Origin of the sequence: Aureibaculum flavum (genome assembly GCF_016406085.1) — a bacterium.
Lineage (GTDB): Bacteria > Bacteroidota > Bacteroidia > Flavobacteriales > Flavobacteriaceae > Aureibaculum > Aureibaculum flavum.
Genome location: NZ_JAEHFJ010000004.1, coordinates 204,655 through 223,942, shown reverse-complemented (window position 1 = coordinate 223,942; position 19,288 = coordinate 204,655). Strand labels below are relative to the sequence as shown.

20 protein-coding genes are annotated in these 19,288 nt (G+C 31.2%); 7 read left to right on the top strand and 13 right to left on the bottom strand.

Annotation, left to right across the window (positions count from 1 at the left end; genetic code table 11):
- The first annotated feature begins 7 nt into the window (after positions 1–7).
- Positions 8–1,690, top strand: a complete 1,683-nt coding sequence (locus JBL43_RS09780; RefSeq protein ID WP_198841267.1) for a SulP family inorganic anion transporter — start codon at positions 8–10, stop codon at positions 1,688–1,690.
- A gap of 120 nt (positions 1,691–1,810) precedes the next feature.
- On the opposite strand, the gene JBL43_RS09775 is transcribed toward JBL43_RS09780, so the two are convergent.
- From JBL43_RS09775 to JBL43_RS09740, 8 genes are all read right to left on the bottom strand, one after another.
- Entirely contained in the window at positions 1,811–2,029 is a 219-nt protein-coding gene (locus tag JBL43_RS09775) for a hypothetical protein (protein ID WP_198841266.1), read from the bottom strand.
- A 9-nt stretch (positions 2,030–2,038) separates the two neighbouring features.
- A complete protein-coding gene (locus tag JBL43_RS09770; protein WP_198841265.1) occupies positions 2,039–2,455 on the bottom strand; it encodes a hypothetical protein in 417 nt (138 codons plus the stop codon).
- Between the two features lie 11 nt (positions 2,456–2,466).
- Positions 2,467–3,000 carry an RNA polymerase sigma factor gene (locus JBL43_RS09765; RefSeq protein WP_198841264.1) on the bottom strand — a complete coding sequence of 178 codons (534 nt, stop codon included), beginning with the start codon at positions 2,998–3,000 and terminating at the stop codon, positions 2,467–2,469.
- Between the two features lie 356 nt (positions 3,001–3,356).
- Positions 3,357–3,974 (bottom strand): helix-turn-helix domain-containing protein, encoded by a 618-nt coding sequence (locus JBL43_RS09760; RefSeq protein ID WP_198841263.1) that lies wholly within the window; start codon positions 3,972–3,974, stop codon positions 3,357–3,359.
- Positions 3,975–4,180: 206 nt separating this feature from the next.
- Positions 4,181–7,636, bottom strand: a complete 3,456-nt coding sequence (locus JBL43_RS09755; protein ID WP_198841262.1) for a DUF3427 domain-containing protein — start codon at positions 7,634–7,636, stop codon at positions 4,181–4,183.
- Positions 7,629–8,024 carry a (deoxy)nucleoside triphosphate pyrophosphohydrolase gene (locus JBL43_RS09750; protein WP_198841261.1) on the bottom strand — a complete coding sequence of 132 codons (396 nt, stop codon included), beginning with the start codon at positions 8,022–8,024 and terminating at the stop codon, positions 7,629–7,631. The genes JBL43_RS09755 and JBL43_RS09750 overlap by 8 nt, the downstream gene beginning before the upstream one ends.
- A gap of 79 nt (positions 8,025–8,103) precedes the next feature.
- Positions 8,104–8,784: a hypothetical protein gene (locus JBL43_RS09745; protein WP_198841260.1), complete on the bottom strand. Its 681-nt coding sequence runs from the start codon at positions 8,782–8,784 to the stop codon at positions 8,104–8,106.
- Positions 8,785–8,926: 142 nt separating this feature from the next.
- Positions 8,927–9,637, bottom strand: coding sequence for a peptidylprolyl isomerase (locus tag JBL43_RS09740; RefSeq protein WP_198841259.1), 711 nt, complete (start codon positions 9,635–9,637; stop codon positions 8,927–8,929).
- Between the two features lie 75 nt (positions 9,638–9,712).
- Between JBL43_RS09740 and JBL43_RS09735 the strand changes: the two genes are divergently transcribed.
- From JBL43_RS09735 to JBL43_RS09720, 4 genes are read left to right on the top strand one after another with little or no spacing between them, the layout of a single operon-like run.
- Positions 9,713–10,174, top strand: a complete 462-nt coding sequence (locus JBL43_RS09735; RefSeq protein WP_198841258.1) for a TlpA family protein disulfide reductase — start codon at positions 9,713–9,715, stop codon at positions 10,172–10,174.
- On the top strand, positions 10,171–11,391 hold the full coding sequence (locus tag JBL43_RS09730) for a hypothetical protein (RefSeq protein WP_198841257.1): 1,221 nt from the start codon (positions 10,171–10,173) through the stop codon (positions 11,389–11,391). Before JBL43_RS09735 ends, JBL43_RS09730 begins: the two co-directional genes overlap by 4 nt.
- A gap of 18 nt (positions 11,392–11,409) precedes the next feature.
- Complete coding sequence (gene idi, locus JBL43_RS09725; RefSeq protein ID WP_198841256.1) at positions 11,410–11,937, top strand: isopentenyl-diphosphate Delta-isomerase; 528 nt, start codon at positions 11,410–11,412, stop codon at positions 11,935–11,937.
- Complete coding sequence (locus JBL43_RS09720; RefSeq protein ID WP_198841255.1) at positions 11,934–12,353, top strand: 6-pyruvoyl trahydropterin synthase family protein; 420 nt, start codon at positions 11,934–11,936, stop codon at positions 12,351–12,353. Before idi ends, JBL43_RS09720 begins: the two co-directional genes overlap by 4 nt.
- Here the strand turns inward: JBL43_RS09720 and JBL43_RS09715 are convergent.
- The 4 genes from JBL43_RS09715 to ppgK form a co-directional block, all read right to left on the bottom strand.
- On the bottom strand, positions 12,350–12,910 hold the full coding sequence (locus JBL43_RS09715; RefSeq protein WP_198841254.1) for a sugar O-acetyltransferase: 561 nt from the start codon (positions 12,908–12,910) through the stop codon (positions 12,350–12,352). The genes JBL43_RS09720 and JBL43_RS09715 overlap by 4 nt on opposite strands.
- A 113-nt stretch (positions 12,911–13,023) precedes the next feature.
- Positions 13,024–13,215, bottom strand: coding sequence for a cold-shock protein (locus JBL43_RS09710; RefSeq protein ID WP_117880748.1), 192 nt, complete (start codon positions 13,213–13,215; stop codon positions 13,024–13,026).
- An 88-nt stretch (positions 13,216–13,303) separates the two neighbouring features.
- Entirely contained in the window at positions 13,304–14,506 is a 1,203-nt protein-coding gene (locus JBL43_RS09705; protein WP_198841253.1) for a C40 family peptidase, read from the bottom strand.
- A 9-nt stretch (positions 14,507–14,515) separates the two neighbouring features.
- On the bottom strand, positions 14,516–15,256 hold the full coding sequence (gene ppgK, locus JBL43_RS09700) for a polyphosphate--glucose phosphotransferase (RefSeq protein WP_198841252.1): 741 nt from the start codon (positions 15,254–15,256) through the stop codon (positions 14,516–14,518).
- 188 nt (positions 15,257–15,444) lie between these two features.
- On the opposite strand from ppgK, the gene JBL43_RS09695 reads away from it, so the two are divergent.
- Positions 15,445–16,014 carry a non-canonical purine NTP diphosphatase gene (locus JBL43_RS09695; RefSeq protein WP_198841251.1) on the top strand — a complete coding sequence of 190 codons (570 nt, stop codon included), beginning with the start codon at positions 15,445–15,447 and terminating at the stop codon, positions 16,012–16,014.
- Positions 16,015–16,185: 171 nt separating this feature from the next.
- On the opposite strand, the gene JBL43_RS09690 is transcribed toward JBL43_RS09695, so the two are convergent.
- Positions 16,186–18,258: a S9 family peptidase gene (locus JBL43_RS09690; RefSeq protein WP_198841250.1), complete on the bottom strand. Its 2,073-nt coding sequence runs from the start codon at positions 18,256–18,258 to the stop codon at positions 16,186–16,188.
- Between the two features lie 160 nt (positions 18,259–18,418).
- Between JBL43_RS09690 and JBL43_RS09685 the strand changes: the two genes are divergently transcribed.
- A complete protein-coding gene (locus JBL43_RS09685; RefSeq protein ID WP_198841249.1) occupies positions 18,419–19,240 on the top strand; it encodes an endo alpha-1,4 polygalactosaminidase in 822 nt (273 codons plus the stop codon).
- The last annotated feature ends 48 nt before the right edge of the window (positions 19,241–19,288 follow it).

The window sequence follows — 19,288 nt, the reverse complement described above, 5'->3', positions numbered from 1 at the left end:
AATAAATATGAAAAATTTTTCGACAAAATATTTAAAATCAGATATAAAATCTGGATTAGTAGTTTTTTTAGTGGCCTTACCCTTGTGTTTGGGGATTGCATTGGCAAGTGGAGCCCCATTATTTGCGGGTATTATATCGGGTGTAGTGGCAGGTATTGTGGTAGGTATGCTTAGTGATTCGCAACTGAGTGTTTCTGGTCCAGCAGCTGGGTTAACGGCTATTGTACTTGCAGCTATTGCAAGTTTAGGTTCTTTTGAAGCCTTTTTACTTGCAGGTTTTTTAGCAGGTGCAATGCAAATCATTTTTGGCTTTTTAAAAGCAGGGGTTTTGTCTAATTACCTACCCTCTAACGTAATTGAAGGTATGTTAGCCGCTATCGGTATTATTATCATATTATCTCAATTACCACATGCTGTTGGTTTCGATGAAATGCATGAAGGTGACTATTTTTATATCAATGCAACAGGTGAGCATCAAATCTTTCAAACCCTAAGCAATATGGTTAATTATATACATCCAGGAGCTTTAATTGTCGTATTAGCCTCTTTGGCCATTTTAATAGCTTTTATGAAAGTGCCATTTTTGATGAAAATGAAATCTTTACCCGGTGCTTTGATAGCGGTTTTAGCGGGTATCGCTATCAACGAAGTTTTTAAATTAACAGGTTCTTCATTGGCAATTGGACAAGACCATTTGGTAAGTCTGCCAATACCGGAATCTATGAATCAATTTTGGAGTCAATTTAGTCTTCCTGATTTTTCACAAATAGGGAATTCTGAAATTTGGGTGGTGGCCATTACCATTGCTACTGTTGCAAGTATTGAAACTTTATTATGTATTGAAGCAGCTGATAAAATGGATCCGTTAAAAAGATATACACGAACAAATAGAGAATTAAAAGCACAAGGCATTGGAAATATGATTAGTTCTCTGATTGGAGGAATACCTGTTACTTCAGTAATTGTGAGAACGTCTGCCAATGTTGAGTCTGGTGGTAGAACCAAAATTGCTGCCATTTCACATGGTGTCTTTTTAATGATAGCAGTGATTACTATCCCGTTCTTTTTAAACAAAATTCCGTTAGCGTCATTAGCTGCTGTTCTATTAGTAGTAGGGTATAAGTTGGCGAGTCCTAGAATATTTGTACACATGTGGAAAAATAGTAGAAAATTTCAATTTATACCGTTTGTAATCACAGTAGTTGCCATAGTTATGACCGATTTATTAGTAGGTGTTGGTATTGGTTTAGCGGTTAGTATTTACTTTATTTTACGTGGTAATGTAAAATTAGCTTACTTCTTTAAGAAAGATAAACATACCGCTGGTGAAATTATTAATATGGAATTAGCACAAGAAGTATCATTTTTAAATAAAGCGGCAATCAAACAAACTTTTGCACACTTACCAGAAAATAGTGAAGTAGTAATTGATGCTTCTAATACAATATATATAGACTATGATGTATTGCAATTGATAAAAGAGTTTGCAAACGAAGGTTCTAGAGATAAAAATATTTCTATACAACTTGTAGGGTTTCGAAAAGAATATAAGATAGATAACTCAACAACGCATGTTACATCGGTTGTATCAGATAATGAAGGACCTGTCTCTCCAGATAAAATTGTAAATGGAACCAAAGTTCCGTCTAATATTTTAAATGTTACAGAACTGGCTCTTTCAACAATATAGTGGTTAGCAATTATTGTGAGTTGAAGTACTTTTGTTATATTGAAAACTCCCTTTTCAATGTATTCAAAAGTACTTTTTTGATTTTATAAACAATTAAAATTTAACTCCTGTTTAGCTGTTTTAATCTGGTAATGTTTTTATATAAAAACCATTTAACTGAACCAAATCGATAATTTCATTTTCTGTTAGATTATCAGTAGCTTCAATTCTTAGTACATTATCAATATCCTCTAAATCAACTGACCATTGTAAAATATCAGAATGCTTTTTAAATATTGGTCTTAAAGATTTTACCTTTTTTCTAGATTTTATATCGGTTTTAAATATGAGTAGTTCCATAATCGTATTTTAATGTGATTCTGATTGAGTACTATTATCCTCATTTTGAGAATTTTGTTTGTCAACAAATTGCTTAAAAAAAGCATCGCCTTCTTCTTTCCAAAACTTATCATAATGTTTCCATTTTGAAAAATCGGTTTTAGAATCATCTTTACATTCATTTTTTGAATGCTTAGATGATTTACTACTGCCTCCGGTTCCACATCCACCAATAAGAATTTTAAGTAAAATAAATAACCCAACAGCTTGCCAATAGTTGAGTAGTGGCAGACCAAAAATCAGTGGCATTAACCAATTCCATAACCACATGATTACAAAACCAAATAATATTGCCAGCCCCGTAATGGCAATGGCACCAAAAATGATTATTCCAACAATCTCTAAGGGTGATTTTTTTCTAAATTTATGAGTGAAAAAATTTTTCATGATTTCTATATTTAATAATTGTTAATTTTTATTTCTATTTTTTTATATAATATTCCAATGGCTCTATGCCTTCTAGACATTAAAGTTCCTTCAGGAATTCCTGTTTCTTTTGAAATTTCTTTATACGTATACCCTTCAAAGTCTACCGCAATAATGATATCTCTATAAGCAGGCTTTAATTGTTGAATACATTCTTTTAAAACCAATTTCATTTTTTCTGAAGTATACGTTTCCGCAGTAGTGTTGAATACTTCTGCCAACTCTAAATAATGGCTGTCAACATCAAGAGAATGGCTTGGTTTAGAAGTACGCAATACATCAATTATCTTATTTTTTATGGACCTGTACACAAAACCAGCAACATTATTTATAGGAGCATATCGATCTGCACCAGAAAATAATTTTAAGGCAACATCTTGAATAATATCTTCTGCATTTCTGTTTGCGGTATCACTTATTTTTGTGTTCACAAACCGTTTGAGCGATTGATATTCACTTCCAAAAAAATCCTTAAGTTTTTTGTTATTTTCTGTTTCCAAATTCATTTAAAAAACCAGTTTGAAGGTTCTTTGATAGTAAAGACGACACTTTTTTAATCTATTGCATTTATTTTACAATAATTTAAATAAAGGTAAGAATAAAGTTAAATTACAAGTGTTTATGAGAACCGTCACATTTAAGCAGGCATTTAGAGTATGGAAAGTACAATCATTTAAGGCTTTTCCATTAAATATTTTTTCGACCCTTTTTCTATTCTAGAAGTTCGTGTTTTTGACTGTTTGGCTTGTAAGTAATGTAAGAGATAAGTTAGCCAAAATAAACAGACAGTAAACTCAATACAAACTGTTTTTGCAATTTTAGTAAATAGGGTCGCCAAATAATTAATTCTATTTAATAATTTTTATTTTAGAAAAGATATCGCGGGGAAATACCAACTTTCCTTTTCCTTTTTTATTCGTCTCAAATTTTTAAATATTAATGAAAGATTGTATAAATAAAGAATGCCGATAATGACAATATAAATAAGTTGTTTATCAATATTGAAATTAACCAAAGCTGATAGAATATCAAAAATATTAAAATCAAACTTAATATTAGAACCTTTTGTTGCAATTAAAAAAACGGAATAGATTAACAATGTCCAAGTAATTTGAAAACTAATGATTCTTTTCCCATAATTGTCTACAAACTTTATCTTATCCTTTTTAAGTATCCACATTACTAATGGGATTATTATTCCCAATATAGGATGAAATAATAGCCCTGCCATGGCACTTAAATTCAAAAGAGTTAAATAGCCCTTGTCTTGAAGCTCCGCCCATACTAAAAGTTCGTCTGGAGTAACTCCAAGAGCCTGTGTTAATTTAATTAATGTATCTCCACGGGGTATTGACTCACCTTTTTCAATTCGTTGAATAGTTCTTAGACTTAATTTTGATGCTTCTGATAATTGTTCTTGAGAAAATCCCTTACGATTTCGTAAGTCCTTAATTTTAATTGAGAAGTTCTGATTTTTCATTTTAATATATTTTAATGATTACTCAGCAAAGATATTTCAATATTGTTTTAGTGATTGCGTCATTATTATGTCAATCTTATGACATTTTTGCCATTGTTCGGCACAAATGCCAGAATACGTGTTTTTAATATGTCTAATCAGTTTTCCTTTTCCAATTAAATTTTGTTTTTTTTATCAACTTTAAAACTCGATTAAACCCAAAATGATCATTCTTCTTTATCATCGATCAAAATTTCAACAAATTCTCCAATTACCCTCATTTCGGAAGCATTTTCTTCAGTGATAATAATATTTTTATAAGAATTGTCGAACGAATTTGGCCTTAAAACAATAGATTCATGTCCCCAAGTTTCTTCCAAAACAGATTTCTCACTTGAATACGTCTTTATTGTAAAAGCTGAATTAAAATCTTGGTCTTGAATATCTAGGTTTTCCACTAATACAATTTTACCATTTCTACTACCTCCTGTATAAGGTTTGAACAAACAAATTGAACCATTTGGAATAACTCTATTCATTGATTCTCCAACTATTCTACAAGCGAAATAATTACTGTTGACATTGTGATTTACAGGGCCTTCAATTAAAGTGAAATCTTTTTCCGATTGAATCTCACTAAACGTGCCTGCCGCTGCATAAAAATTATATAATGGGATAGGATTTTTTAGTTCTTCTTCAAAACTAATAGTTTGTTGTGATGGTGATACTATTACTTTCTCTAAAGTTTTGGAAATGGTAGCACCTCCTTTTTCTTGTAGATAGTTATATATACTTGTACGTACTGGACTTGCTAATTTAAAACGGATTTTCACAACCGAAACTTGCTTACCCTTATCATTACTCATCGTGGTTTGTTCAACCTGATTTAATTCTGGTAAAACATCACTCATATAATAGAAATCCTGTCCTTCGTCATTATTCTTTTTAATAAATAATGGAAGTCGAATATTCCCATTTTTACCCAGAATAGATTGAACATCGTTGCTATCAATTTTACGATTAGATTTTGACATCCAATCAAATTCTTTATTATTTACAAATTCATCTTCATATTTCGTCGATTCAGAAATCCCCTCTTCTTTATGATAATTCACAAAAATTGGACAATGAGCGTTGTCGGGATTTACAAGATATCCACCCACGTTTTGTGCTACTGGATTTTGCGAAACATTTAGTATTCTAAAAACATCTTTACGAGAATATTTTCTATACAGTACAAATCCATTATGCCAAAGTTTAGAATCAAATAATTTGTCGAATTTATTTATGGAATAATTGGTTGAATCAAGTAGAAAGCTTTTAAAAGAGTTTTGATTTAAGTATGAAAGAAATACTTCTGAAAAAACAAAACTACCTTTATCAATTTTAATTATATCTAATTTGTATATCTCTTTTGCTGAAATCAATTTACCGTTACTTTTTTCTCTAATGAATTCAAAATTTAAATTTGAAACACATGATTTAATTGTTTCATCAGAAATGTAGTAATGATATTTTTTTAAAACATTTTCTTTCAAAGTATTAATGGACAATGTGCCAGTTTCAATTAATAATTTGATTATTAAGCTTTCCTCAACTCTTTTAGAGTTGTTTATTTCTTTAGAAAAAAGCCCTAAAAGTTTAACCTGTTCTGTAGATAGTTTTTCGTTGAATTCCTTTTCAACTTTTACAATGAAATTATAATATGAATTAGAATAATTTACATATAAATAAGGATCTCTTGAGCCATGTTCTATAAAATCCATCATCATTGGAATTTTACCCAACTTGAATTTCAAGAGGTAATAGTCTTTTTTCAAATCCGACAACAACTGCATTTTCGCAGAATCAATAGATTGAAATATTTTTTCTTTGGTGATTTCATCAAAATTAATAGTTGAGGAGCCAGGAATCATTCTGCTGCCTTCAGTAATTAATTTTCTTATAGAGTCTTTATTATAAGAAGTGTCACCATATAATGCAATAGGAATTAAATAATTATTTTCATAGTTTCCTATAAAGTCTATAACGGTTACATAGCTTTTTCCTTCAATTTTTCGTAATCCTCTGCCTAATTGCTGAATGAAAATAATTGCAGATACCGTAGGGCGTAGCATAATTATTTGATTAATTTTTGGAATATCAATACCTTCATTAAAAATATCAACTGTAAAAATGTAATCGAGTTTTTCACTTAAATTATCCGATTCTAATTTTTCAATTGATTTTGCTCTTTCTTCTTCTGTACTATCACCAGTTAAGGCTATAGTTCTATATCCTTTTAGATTTAATAAATTAGAAAGTTCAATAGCTTCGTTTTTTCTTGAACAAAATATTAAACCTCTAGTAATACCGTTATCACTACCGTAAAAATTTGCCTGCTCAATTATCCTATTAACTCTTTCAATAGAAACTAATAGTTTAAAATCAGATTTATTATCGACCACATTATTATCAATTAATAAATCGGTTACTCCATAATAATGAAACGGACTAAGCATTTCTTCTTCCATTGCTCTGTTTAGTCGAATTTCATAAGCAATATTGTGGTCAAATAGTTTGAAAATATCATTCCCATCTGTTCTTTCTGGAGTGGCTGTCATTCCTAAAAGGAAATTAGGTTCAAAGTAATCAATTAATCGTAAATAAGAATCTGCACCTGACCTATGAGTTTCATCAATAATTATGTAATCAAAATGATTTTTTGAGAAATTTTCTAAGTGAGTGGTCTTTGAAATTGTTTGTATAGTTGAAAACACAAAGTCACAATCCAGTTCTCTTTTTTCACCAGAGTATAATCCCATAGTTACAGACTTTCCAAAAACATTTCTAAATGTATTTAATGAATCTTTTGCAATAGTCAATCTGTGAACTACAAACAATAGTTTTCTTGGATTAAAAGCCTTTGCATCAAAAGCAGATAAATAAGTTTTACCTGTTCCAGTTGCAGAAATTATTAATGCTTTATTCTTTTTCTTCGCCCGTAATATTTTTAGGTTTTCCAGTGCCTCAATTTGCATTGAATTTGGAGTAATAACAGTTTGGGGTTGAATTAAGTTTTCAAGATTATATTTTTTGTTTGAAAAAAATTGCTTCTTATATATTTCTTCATATGAGGCAATATATTTTGCAGTTACTGTTGTTCCTTTTTCAAAATCTGAATGAAATTCATTAAGAACTTTTTCAACCAAACCACTTTCATCTAAGGCTGAGACTTTAATATTCCATTCCTTGTTAGTAGATAATGCTTGAGCCGTTAAATTACTACTCCCAACAATTAAATTATAATGCTCTTTATTTTTAAAAATATAACCTTTAGCATGTGCATTGCCAGTTGTTGCAATTCTTAAGTCTATATTCTTAAACTGCTTTAATCTTTTTAAAGCTTCTGGTTGTGTGAAGTTTAAATATTGAGAGACCAAAATTTCGCCTTTAATTTCGCGGTTTTCGAGTTCTTTCAACTTATTGATTATGGTTGCTACTCCACTCGTTGTTACAAAGGCAACAGAAATAAAAAACTGATTGCAATTTTCAAGCTCATGAATAATAGTGGATAGAACTTTTTTAGGCGGGTTTTTCTGATTTACCAATAATTCAGGTTGATAATCAACATTTGATAAAATAGTTCTATCTACATAACCTGTTTGTAAACTAGTATTAAAAATTTCGGTAATTCTATCCATTGTTTACCAATTTATTCACTATTGGAATGTCCGCGGCTGCCCAATCAAGGTTTTCAAGGTTTCCTAATGTTAACCATTCTTGTGCTATATGTTCATTTAGAGTGAGTTCTTTTGTTTTAACTTCACAAATAAAACTGTGCATTGTTAATTCAAAATCTGGGTATTCATGAATTACTGTAAGAAATAAAGATTTGATATTTGTTGTAATATTTAATTCTTCCAAAAGCTCTCGTTGCAAAGCTTCCTTCTTTGATTCACCTTTTTCTATCTTACCTCCAGGAAATTCAAATTTTTTAGATATATATTCTAATGAATTTTCGGCTCTTTGAACACAAAGAATTTCCTTATTACATTTTATAATAGCGGCAACTACTTCTACTTTTTTCATTGGTACATTTATCTAAATCAAACTTAACAAAAATCTACTAAATTATTATGATTAACATAATCACAATTAACACTCCTAATCATTCAACCCAATACACCTTATCAATATCAAACCTCCCCAGTTTTTTGTTTGCTTTTAGTCTTATCGTATTTCCTTTGAAGCATTTGCCATGTTCTTCTTTGTTAAAAAGCCAAGAAGAAATTATAATAGTATCTTTTTCACCCAAGGTATAGTCAAAGAATGCTTCATTTTCATCTATTAAAGCTCTACATTCAGGTGTGTCATTTAATAAAATTTTATATTTAATTCTACTGAACCAATTTAACATTTTTGTTGGCGTAAGTTTATTGTTTTTATAATTAAAGGTATGTACGGTATTTCCATCACCAACAATATCATCAGTTACCACAAAAAAATCATTTTCTGAAAACTTGTAAATGGCCAATAACCAAACACCATCAACCACTTGAATATTTAAATAATTTGGGGTAATATGTTTTATATTATTAAATGCAGCGGTAGAGTCAATTAAATAATTGTTTTTAGCAATAAAGTCTACCGTTTTAATTCTATCGTCATCAGACCATTCCCAACTATCAAATACGTTTATTGGCAACACTTTTAGAATGTCTAATAGGGTCTTATTATCTTGGTAATTAATAGCAATGGTATCCCTAAATTTGGTTTCAGATTGGGCGTTTATAGTAGTAGATAATATTATAAAGGTGAATAATAATATTGGAATTATTTTATTTTTCATGTATTCATTTTTATTAAATAGTTTTTAAAACTAGTACTCGAGTCCCCGAAATATCAGAATTTATCTAAGCTCTCGTTTTAAAGTAAACACTAGAACTTACGTTTTTTTATGCGAAAAAAAACTGCCAATTGGTACTGAAGACTTATTCTATGACTTCAATCTTTGTAAAAACATCTTTTAAGGGCCATTCATCTCTTCCTGTTTTTAACTTTGCAATTTTGTTTAATACATTAAAACCACTAATTACTTCACCAAAAACGGTATGTTCACCATCTATATGGTGGGCCCCATTTTTAGCTTGTATAAAGTAAAACTCAAACGGATTTGATTTTTTACTGATGTTATTTTCCCATTCTCTAGCCGCAGCTAAGGCACCAAATTTATGTTTATGGTTTTTTCTGAACTCAGGCGGAATGGTGTAGTTTTCGTACTTATTTTTAATTTTCACGGTTGAATAGTTTTCTGAATTACCACCTTGCACTATAAAACCTGGTACCACCCTATGAAAACAAGTGGTATTAAAATATCCTGCATTTACCAAAAACAAAAAACTTGCTCGGTGCAATGGTGTATCGTCATACAATTGAACAATCATATCTCCCAAACGTGTTTTAACACGTAATTTATTTTCTTTATGCTCTTTGCCATACGCTATTAAAAAATCTATGGTGTTATCATGCGTAATAGAGTCCCATGGTTTTTGGGCAATAGCTTTCTCTTTTTTAGGCTTCGTTTGTACCGGTTTTTCAATAGCCTCCGGTTTGCTTATTTCGGTTGGCGTTTCTTTTTTACAATTTATAATGCTAAAAGCAATACAAATAAGAATAAGTAATTGTAAAATTCTTCCCTTCATATCCATAGTTAATCTCTTACAAATATAAAAGTATTCAAGTAAATCTTTGTAAATTTGATTCTTATATCTTTATAAATGTCGTTAAAACACACTATTTTCAGTATTCTTTTTATAATAATTATTGGTTGTGCACAGAAAAGTGAATCTACAGCCGACTTTAAAGATCTTGAAGGTAATTCCGTATTACTTTCTGATTTTAAAGGAAAAAAGATCTTGGTAAATTTTTGGGCTACATGGTGTGTGCCTTGCATAGAAGAAATGCCAGCTATGGCTGAGGCTCAAGAATTGTTAGCCTCAGAAAACTATATTTTCTTATTTGCTACTACAGATGAAATGGCTAAGATTGATAAGTTTAAAGAAAAACATCAATTTCCTTTTCAGTATGTACGCTATCAGTCCTCATTAGATAAATTAAATATTCATGCATTGCCAGCAACCTTTATTTATAATACAAAAGGAGAATTGGTAAAACGATGGGATGGAGCTCAAGAATGGAATTCTAAAGAAATGATAAAACAATTAAAAAGCATAGAATGAGAAGATTCGTTATTATTTGTATAATTACTCTAAGTGTATTTATTTCTTGTAAAAAGGATAAAACAGATATCGTAATAAATGATGTTGACATGCTATTGCCTGAAAACAGTAAACACCCTTTTTTATTTGCTAATGGTGATGAATTATTACTTTCATTTACACATCAAATAAATGATTCATTAGCTTCTGTAAATTATGCGGAATATATTAATGGAAAATGGACAAGCCCAATAAAACTGACCAAGGAATATGATTTATTTGTCAACTGGGCTGATTTTACTGCAATAGCAAAGAACAATGATAACATACTTATTCATTATTTGAAAAAATCAGCACCCGCTACCTATGCCTATGATGTTCATTTAATGGTTTCTAATACCAATGGAGATACCTTTGGTTCTGATTTCTTGCTACACAATGACGATACCGCCACTGAACATGGTTTTGTAACCCTTTTACCTTATAAAGACAATTTCTTTGCAACTTGGTTAGATGGTAGAAATACGAGTGGAGGAGCACATGGTGAGGAGCATGAAAGTAGTGGAGCCATGAATATAAGAGCAGCTACTGTATTGTCAACTGGTGATGTTATAGATGACAACTTATTAGATGCCAAAACTTGTGAATGTTGCCAAACAAGTGCCGCCATTACAAGTAACGGACCTATTGTCGTTTATAGAGACCGAACTGATGACGAAATAAGAGATATTTCTATATCAAGATTTGTAGATGGTAGTTGGACGATTCCAAAAACCATCCATAATGATAATTGGGCCATAAAAGGGTGCCCAGTAAATGGACCAAAAGCCGCAGCAATTGATTCTACATTAGTGGTGGCTTGGTTTACCGCAGCCAATTCAGTGCCTAAAGTAAATTTAATTTTTTCTAGTAATAATGGTCGTAATTTTGATAAACCCATTCAGATTGATAATGGAAAACCGATTGGTAGAGTAGATGTGGCCTTATTAGATAAAGATAATGCCTTGGTCAGTTGGATGGAAACTAAGAAGGATGAAGCTGAGATTAAAATTTTAAAAGTTCATAAAGATGGAACAAAATCTGAGCCTATAACAATAGCAAATATATCAGCTGCAAGAGCAAGTGGCTTTCCTCAATTAGAGGTAGTTAAAGGTATAATATATGTAGCTTGGACTGACCTAAACGGAGAAACTACTTCTATAAAAATAAAAAGTGTTGATTCAACTATTTTTATTTAGTAAATTGCGGCATATATTATGGCAGAAGAACAAGTAATTTTAGTAAATGAAAAGGATGAGCAAATTGGCACTATGGCCAAGATGGAAGCTCATGAAAAAGCCTTATTACACAGAGCTTTTTCAGTATTTGTATTTAATGATAATGATCAGTTATTATTGCAACAGCGTGCAGCTACGAAATACCATTCACCATTGCTATGGACAAATACCTGTTGTAGTCATCAACGGGTAGGCGAAACAAATATTGAAGCAGGTAAACGTCGTTTATTTGAAGAAATGGGTTTTGTTACCGAATTAAAAGATGTGTTGTCTTTTATTTATAAAGCACCTTTTGATAATGGCTTAACAGAACATGAATTGGATCATGTTTTGGTGGGCAGTTTTAATGAGAATCCCAACATTAATGTTGAAGAAGTAGAAGCTTTTAAATGGATGACGTTAGAGGAGGTAAAATCTGATATGCAAAAGCAACCTGAACTATACACGGAATGGTTTAAAATTATTTTTGATCGATTTTATACACATATACATAAAGCAAAAGTATGAAAGTAACTGTAAATAGAAAGGCCCATTTTAATGCCGCACATCGGTTATTTAAACCCGATTGGTCTGATGAAAAGAACTTGGAAGTTTTTGGGTTGTGTAGCAATCCCAACTACCATGGTCATAATTATGATTTAACAGTTGCTGTTACTGGAAAAATTGATCCTGATACAGGTTTTGTAATGGATATGAAGGTATTAAAAGACATCATTAAAATAGAAATTGAAGATGCCTTTGATCATAAAAATCTAAACAAAGAAGTTGCTGAGTTTAATGATATTGACGGATTAAACCCAACTGCCGAAAATATAGTAGTTGTCATTTGGAATAAGTTACGTGCACATATCAATAAGGATCATGAGCTTTCGGTGACATTATACGAAACACCAAGAAATTTTGTGAATTATAGTGGTAATTAATTATCTATTTCCTTTATAATTTTAGCAGGATTTCCACCTACAACAACATTCGCTTTTACATCTTTAGTAACTACAGCACCAGCCGCAATTACGGCACCGTTGCCAATAGTAACTCCTGGACACACAATGGCACCACCACCAATCCATACATCATCACCAATCGTAATAGGTTTAGCAAATTCTAACCATGAAGCTCTGGTTTTAGCATCGAGTGGGTGCGTAGCTGTATAAATTTGAACATTTGGACCAAACATGACTCTATTGCCAATAGTAACTTCTGCAACATCTAAAATACAACAGTTGTAATTCATAAAAACCTGATTTCCAAGTTTTATATTGTAACCATAATCACAGTAAAAAGGAGGTTCAATAAATAAGCCTTTTCCTGTTTTTCCAAAAAGATCACGAAATAAGTTATTCGTTAATTTGGTGTCATTATTTGAAATCGTGTTTATTTTTCTAAATATTAAACGGGCTTCGTGTCTTTCTGCACTTAACTCTTTATCACCAGGATTATAGAGTTCGCCCATCAACATTTTTTCTTTTTCACTTTTCATAACTAAATAGATTGTAAACTATAATTATTGTGCAAAATATTTAAAATTAAGACAAAAAAAAGCCTATCAAATTTTGATAGGCCTTTGTAAGTAAAAATTTTAAAAGATATATATTATAATACTTTTACATTTACTGCGTTCAGTCCTTTTCTACCTTCCTGTAAATCGAATTCAACCTCATCACCTTCGCGTACTTCGTCGATTAATCCAGAAATGTGTACAAAATGTTCTTTGTTAGAGCCTTCTTCTGTTATAAAACCGAATCCTTTAGATTCATTGAAGAATTTTACTGTTCCTTTACTCATGTTTAAAAATTATAAATTAATATTAGTCGCAAAGATAATGAATTTTATTGAATTTTAATAATTTTTTTTATTTTTAATAAAATCACGATTAATCTCTAAAAACACCTGGTTTTTTTAGGTTAATAATATTGGCATCTTCCTCATTAAGCAAGCGTTTAGAGCGTAAATATCTATTGTAATTATAGGCATCATAATTGGCTGCATTTTTATCAACACTACTAATGTGAACTCTTCCGGCAGAATGAATAAATTCATTATTCCCTATCCACATACCTACATGAATTACTCTTTCTTTTGAAGTTTCTGTTGCTGGTTTACCAAAGAATAGTAAATCACCAGGTTCCATATTATCAAAACTTTTATCATCATCAATTAATTTACCAGTATGTATTTGCTGAGAAGCATCACGAGGTATTACCATTCCGTTTAAAAAGAATATTGTTTTCGTAAAACCACTACAGTCAACACCTTTTGAAGATGTGCCACCCCATAAATAGGGAAGTCCCATTAACGTTTTTGCAGTTTCTACCATAGATTCTTGCGTCGGGTTTAAACTTGCCAACCAACTATTGTAATTCATAGCTTTGTTTTTTTCAACATAAGCTATCCGACCATCTGGATATTTCACTTTGAAAAATAAGCCAACTTCATCAAGTACTTCAAAAATATCACCAGCTACTACATCAGATACGACAGGACTAAACTTACTTTCTTTTTCAAAAGATTCACCGTAAGTACCTAAAAATATTATTTTATCTGCTAGTTTCCATGTTGCAAAATCAGATTCTTTCATCAATTCAATTCCTCCACTATCTACCCAAGCTAAATAATTGTCTGGTGTTTGAATTAAGTACCAATTGTCTTTTTTTGTATATACATTTAAAGGCGTTCCTAAAGTAGCTTGTGTCGCTAATTCTGCAGAATGTTTAGGGTTACTTCTTAAATTGGCAACAGATATTTTTACAACTGCTTTTATCTTTCCATCTAAAATAGCATCGGGATACATTTGTATACTATCAATAAATGAAATCTCTTCTTTCTTTAAGTTTTCCTTTAGGGTATTAACGGCTTCGGGTAAGTTTGAAGTCCCTTTAAGAATAATCTGATGGTCTGTTTCAACAGAACTAACATCAAATAAAGCGACACGTTTATCAGGAGCAAACTCGGTTTTAACAAGAGTGATTTGATCCTCCAAAGGATTCTCTTTCGTTTTTTCAACATTACTTTCGCAAGATGTTAAAATGAAAATACTAAATGCTAAAAACGTATAAATATACTTTCTTCCTTTCATAAAATATAATTATAATTTTCTTGAAGCAGCAATTGCAGCACCAACAATACCAGCTTCGTTTTCAAATTGCGAAGGTACAACAGGTACATCTACAGTTAACTCATCTTTAAATTTATCTATTTTTTTACTGGCTCCACCACCCAAAATAATTAAATCAGGAGAGGCTAAGAATTTCACAAAATTCAAAAATTCATTAAATCGTTTTCCCCATTTTTTATAGGATAAATTTTCGCGTTTACGCACAGAATCGGCTGCATATTGCTCAAAATTTAAGTTTTTTCTAAATGGAGCCGTCCCTAGTTCAATATTCGGAATAAGTACACCATCATAAAACATTCCGGAACCAATACCAGTACCGATAGTTATCATTATTACTGTGCCTTTTTTATCTTTTCCTGCCCCAAAAGTCATGGCAGCCAATCCCGCAGCATCAGCATCATTAACGATATGAAACTCTAAACCTGTACGTTTTGAAAATAATTCGTCAGCATGTACCTGTTTCCAACTATCGTGAATATTAGTTGCCGTTAAAACTTGTCCGTGATTAATAATTGCTGGAAAACCACAGCCAACTTCTCCTTTCCATTTAAAATGTGCTACTATTTTTGCGATAACATCAGCAACATCATCTGGTTTAGCTCCTTCAGGTGTTGGGATACGATACTTTTTAGACACCAGTTCTCCAGTTTTAATATTTACTATTGCTCCTTTAATACCAGTACCGCCAACATCTATACCTAATATTTCCATTTATGTGGATTTTGATTTAATTTATAGCTTATAAAATTGCTAATAATTGTTGAGTTATGCAACCCTTCCATTAAAACCTTTTCTTAATTTTGTGAACAGCAAGAAACCGAACCTATCATTTTGGGCTAGCTACCTAAAAGTTAAATAACTAACGGCAATTGACAATTAATATAAATAAGAGAGCACGGATGAAAATAGTATTTGCAACACATAATCTTAATAAATTAAAAGAAGTTCAACAATTAATGCCAGAGAGCATTGAATTATTAAGTCTTTCAGATATTAATTGTAATGAAGAAATCTTAGAGACAGCCAATACCTTATTGGGTAATGCAAAAATTAAAGCAGATTATATTACCAACACTTATGGTTATGATTGCTTTGCCGATGATACAGGTTTAGAGGTGACTGCCTTAAATGGTGAGCCTGGTGTGTATTCTGCAAGATATGCAGGACCAGCAAATGATGCTGTTGCTAATATGGCGAAATTATTATCGAATTTAAAAAGCAAAAAAGATAGATCAGCTCAATTTAAAACGGTTGTTGTGTTGAATTTAAATGGAGAACAACATATTTTTGATGGTATTTGTAAAGGTGAAATACTGAAGGCTCAACAAGGAAAAGATGGTTTTGGGTATGATCCTATTTTTAAACCCAAAGGGTTTGATACTTCTTTTGCCGAAATGTCAATGAAAGAGAAAGGTGCAATTAGTCATAGAGGCAAAGCCATTCAAAAATTAGTCAATTTTTTTAAATAAGCAATACTCATTTATAAAATCAAGATAAATTTCGAACGTAATATATAATGTGAGATTTTTATTTTGTTAGAGATATTTACAGCAATTTAGCATCCTATTGATAAAATAAATTCCCCTTCTTGAGTAAGAAGGGGAATTTTAGTAACGTCTTATATTTTTTGAATAAATCTACTAATCCAAAACCAAATGTTCAATAAAAAACTCCATCATTCTATCCACATTGACACGTGTATGCCCTTTATCTGGACCAATTTGTACTTCAAAACTTTTACCAGCTTTTTGTAATGCCTGAATTAGTTGCAAAGAATTTGCTGGATGTACATTATTATCGCTAGTACCAAAAAATATCATTAATTCACCTTTAAGGTTAGGAGCATACGTCATTAAACTAGCCGCATCATAGCCTGCTTTGTTATCTTCAAGCGTATTCATAAAACGCTCGGTGTAAATATTATCATAATTTCTCCAATCGGTTACTGCCGAGTTTGCAACGGCTGCATGATATACTTCAGGAAAACGTAATAAACTTGCTGCCGCTGTTGTACCACCATATGAAGTACCAAACACACCAACATTGTCTTTATCAAAATAAGGTCTATCATATAACGACTTGATCCCTTCAGCAAAATCATCTTGTTCTACAATAGTTAAATTACCATACAATTGATCTAATAATTTTTTACCACGTCCACGTACATTTCTTCCGTCAATATTCGCAACTAAAAAGCCATATTCCGTTAACGCATCAGGTGTTCTAAAGTTTTCTCTAAATGCATTGGTTGCCGGTCCACCATAATTACTTAATAAAAGCGGATATTTCTTATTTGGATCAAAATTTGAAGGAAAATGCAACATACCATGTAATTGCGTTGTACCATCAGCAGAAGTAAACGTGAAGACTTCTATTTTTTTCAAGCCTAATTTATCAAAATCAGTCATGTCACTTTCATATAACTTCTTAATGATTTTACCTTTTGCATTTAATAAATTAGTAGAAGGAGCAATGTCATGTGTTTCAGCTACATCAACAATATATTTACCATTTGGAGATATACTAACACTATGATTATATGCAGGATTTGTCAAACGAACATCACCTTTACCATTTAACTTCACTTTATGCAATTGCATTTTCATGAAGTTGTCACCACTTCTAGCCATATAATATAACAGACCTTTCTTTTCATCGACGTCAACAATACTTGATACTTCAAAATTATGATTGGTTAACGTTTTTAGAAGTTTTCCGTTAAAGTCATACAGATAGTAATTGTTATAACCATTTCGGACAGAAGCCCAAATAAATCGTTTTCCATCTTTTAAAATATGAAATTCGGGTGAATTCTCCGTAAAACTAGGTAACCATTCTTCACGCACAACAACACGACTTTTACCAGTAGCTGGATCAGCTGCTTTAAGTTCCATTATGTTTTGCTTTCTATTGGTGCTATGGTATAATAATTCTTTACCATCAGGTGACCATGAAATGTCATATAAATAGGTGCCTAAATCACCATCATTAAATGATTTTCCATCGCGAGTGTCAAGCGTAATCATTTTTTTAGTGGTTAAATCGTACATCATCAAATCTACTGGCAAATTTTTAGCTCCAACTTTCGGATAGGCTTCTATTTCAACAGAATCTTGAATTTTAGTTTGATCATATAAGACGTAGTATTTTTTAGCTTCTTTTTCATCAAAACGATAGAATGCTATTTTTTTATTATCAGGAGACCACCACATCGCTGTGTTTTGACTTAATTCTTCACCATATACCCAAGTCGCTATTCCATATTTTATTTGATTATCATCATTTCCTTCAGTGGTTATCGCTACTACATTATTTCCATCAATATCACTGATATACATATTCCTATCTTTGGTATATGCTTTTAATTTTCCATCAGGTGAATCAGTAGAAGCATATTGTCTACCACGTTGTGGTCTGTTAGCATATCTTGCTCTCCAATCTGGAACAACGGCGTTTCCAATTTCATTAGTTTCATCTATGGAAATGTCATATAAAAAACGTTTTCCATCTTTATTGTATTCAAAATTAGTTCCATTCTTATGCCAATCTACGCTTATAGCTCCACTTTTCACCGCACCTCTAATTTGAGGAGCTATTTCAGAGTATCGCTCATAGCCAGGCATGCTTTTAAGTTTATCTTGGGCAAAAATAAAAGATACACTTAGGGTAAATGCAAATAATAATAGTTTTCTAAATTGTTTTATTTGAAACATAGAATAAAAATTTCGTTAAAATATTAATGTATAGAATTGTAAAAATAATCAAATTTTTAAAAGTAAGGGACTAAAGTTTAAGTATCATTTATATAAGTAAATACTTCTATTAAATTTATAAGCAATACTTTTAAAAAAAATAAATAACAAACAAACTAAAATGAAATATTACCAACTGATTGCTATTCTTTCAATTATATATTCTTGTGATAGTGAAACTAAAGTAGATGAACCTGTAGATAGTGATGCCATCCCAATTTATAACCAAGCCTATCAAGAGAATTATGCAGTAGATACTATTGATTATATTAAAAATAATGCAGAAAATGGTTATGTTTTACTGGATCCATTTCAAGATGATGTTACAGAACATATTGACGATATAAAAGCTAAGAACAATCAAGTAGGAGCTTATATTAGTATTGGTACAGGTGAAACTTATAGAGATGATTATAATGAAATGCAAGCTTATTTAGTTTCGACGCCTTGGGGAGAATGGCCTGATGAGTTTTTTGTAAAATCTACTACCTCAGGTATTTTAGAAGTTATGAAAGCAAGAATAGATAAAATTGCTACATGGGGCTTTGATTGGGTAGAGTTTGATAATATGGACTGGTTTTATGATGATGAATTAAGAACCACTTATGGAGTGGAAGTGACAGAAAATGAAGGTGTTGATTACTATCAACAACTGTGTAATTATGTTCATTCTAAAGGTATGAAATGTATGGCAAAAAATAGTGTAGAGAATGCCTCTGATTTTGATGGTGTACTTTATGAATCTTATAATGACGATAAAAATTGGTGGGATCAATCTGGAGCACAAAGCTTCTTAGATGCGGGAAAACTTGTTATTATCAATCATTATAATGAATCCAATTGTGGGCAAGTATATTCTGAATATAAGGGGATTTATAACGAAAACCTTTCTTTTATCTGTGAGGATTCTAATCTTAAAAAGTACGTACATTTTAATGAGTAAAATCAGATCTGAATTCAATCAAAATTCATTTCTGTATTTTTGATTACT

What these genes read in the sequence shown, in the direction of transcription:
- JBL43_RS09780 (WP_198841267.1), top strand. Translation starts at nt 8, where the DNA reads ATGAAAAATTTTTCGACAAAATATTTAAAATCAGATATAAAATCTGGA.
- JBL43_RS09775 (WP_198841266.1), bottom strand. Translation starts at nt 2,029, where the DNA reads ATGGAACTACTCATATTTAAAACCGATATAAAATCTAGAAAAAAGGTA.
- JBL43_RS09770 (WP_198841265.1), bottom strand. Translation starts at nt 2,455, where the DNA reads ATGAAAAATTTTTTCACTCATAAATTTAGAAAAAAATCACCCTTAGAG.
- JBL43_RS09765 (WP_198841264.1), bottom strand. Translation starts at nt 3,000, where the DNA reads ATGAATTTGGAAACAGAAAATAACAAAAAACTTAAGGATTTTTTTGGA.
- JBL43_RS09760 (WP_198841263.1), bottom strand. Translation starts at nt 3,974, where the DNA reads ATGAAAAATCAGAACTTCTCAATTAAAATTAAGGACTTACGAAATCGT.
- JBL43_RS09755 (WP_198841262.1), bottom strand. Translation starts at nt 7,636, where the DNA reads ATGGATAGAATTACCGAAATTTTTAATACTAGTTTACAAACAGGTTAT.
- JBL43_RS09750 (WP_198841261.1), bottom strand. Translation starts at nt 8,024, where the DNA reads ATGAAAAAAGTAGAAGTAGTTGCCGCTATTATAAAATGTAATAAGGAA.
- JBL43_RS09745 (WP_198841260.1), bottom strand. Translation starts at nt 8,784, where the DNA reads ATGAAAAATAAAATAATTCCAATATTATTATTCACCTTTATAATATTA.
- JBL43_RS09740 (WP_198841259.1), bottom strand. Translation starts at nt 9,637, where the DNA reads ATGAAGGGAAGAATTTTACAATTACTTATTCTTATTTGTATTGCTTTT.
- JBL43_RS09735 (WP_198841258.1), top strand. Translation starts at nt 9,713, where the DNA reads ATGTCGTTAAAACACACTATTTTCAGTATTCTTTTTATAATAATTATT.
- JBL43_RS09730 (WP_198841257.1), top strand. Translation starts at nt 10,171, where the DNA reads ATGAGAAGATTCGTTATTATTTGTATAATTACTCTAAGTGTATTTATT.
- idi (WP_198841256.1), top strand. Translation starts at nt 11,410, where the DNA reads ATGGCAGAAGAACAAGTAATTTTAGTAAATGAAAAGGATGAGCAAATT.
- JBL43_RS09720 (WP_198841255.1), top strand. Translation starts at nt 11,934, where the DNA reads ATGAAAGTAACTGTAAATAGAAAGGCCCATTTTAATGCCGCACATCGG.
- JBL43_RS09715 (WP_198841254.1), bottom strand. Translation starts at nt 12,910, where the DNA reads ATGAAAAGTGAAAAAGAAAAAATGTTGATGGGCGAACTCTATAATCCT.
- JBL43_RS09710 (WP_117880748.1), bottom strand. Translation starts at nt 13,215, where the DNA reads ATGAGTAAAGGAACAGTAAAATTCTTCAATGAATCTAAAGGATTCGGT.
- JBL43_RS09705 (WP_198841253.1), bottom strand. Translation starts at nt 14,506, where the DNA reads ATGAAAGGAAGAAAGTATATTTATACGTTTTTAGCATTTAGTATTTTC.
- ppgK (WP_198841252.1), bottom strand. Translation starts at nt 15,256, where the DNA reads ATGGAAATATTAGGTATAGATGTTGGCGGTACTGGTATTAAAGGAGCA.
- JBL43_RS09695 (WP_198841251.1), top strand. Translation starts at nt 15,445, where the DNA reads ATGAAAATAGTATTTGCAACACATAATCTTAATAAATTAAAAGAAGTT.
- JBL43_RS09690 (WP_198841250.1), bottom strand. Translation starts at nt 18,258, where the DNA reads ATGTTTCAAATAAAACAATTTAGAAAACTATTATTATTTGCATTTACC.
- JBL43_RS09685 (WP_198841249.1), top strand. Translation starts at nt 18,419, where the DNA reads ATGAAATATTACCAACTGATTGCTATTCTTTCAATTATATATTCTTGT.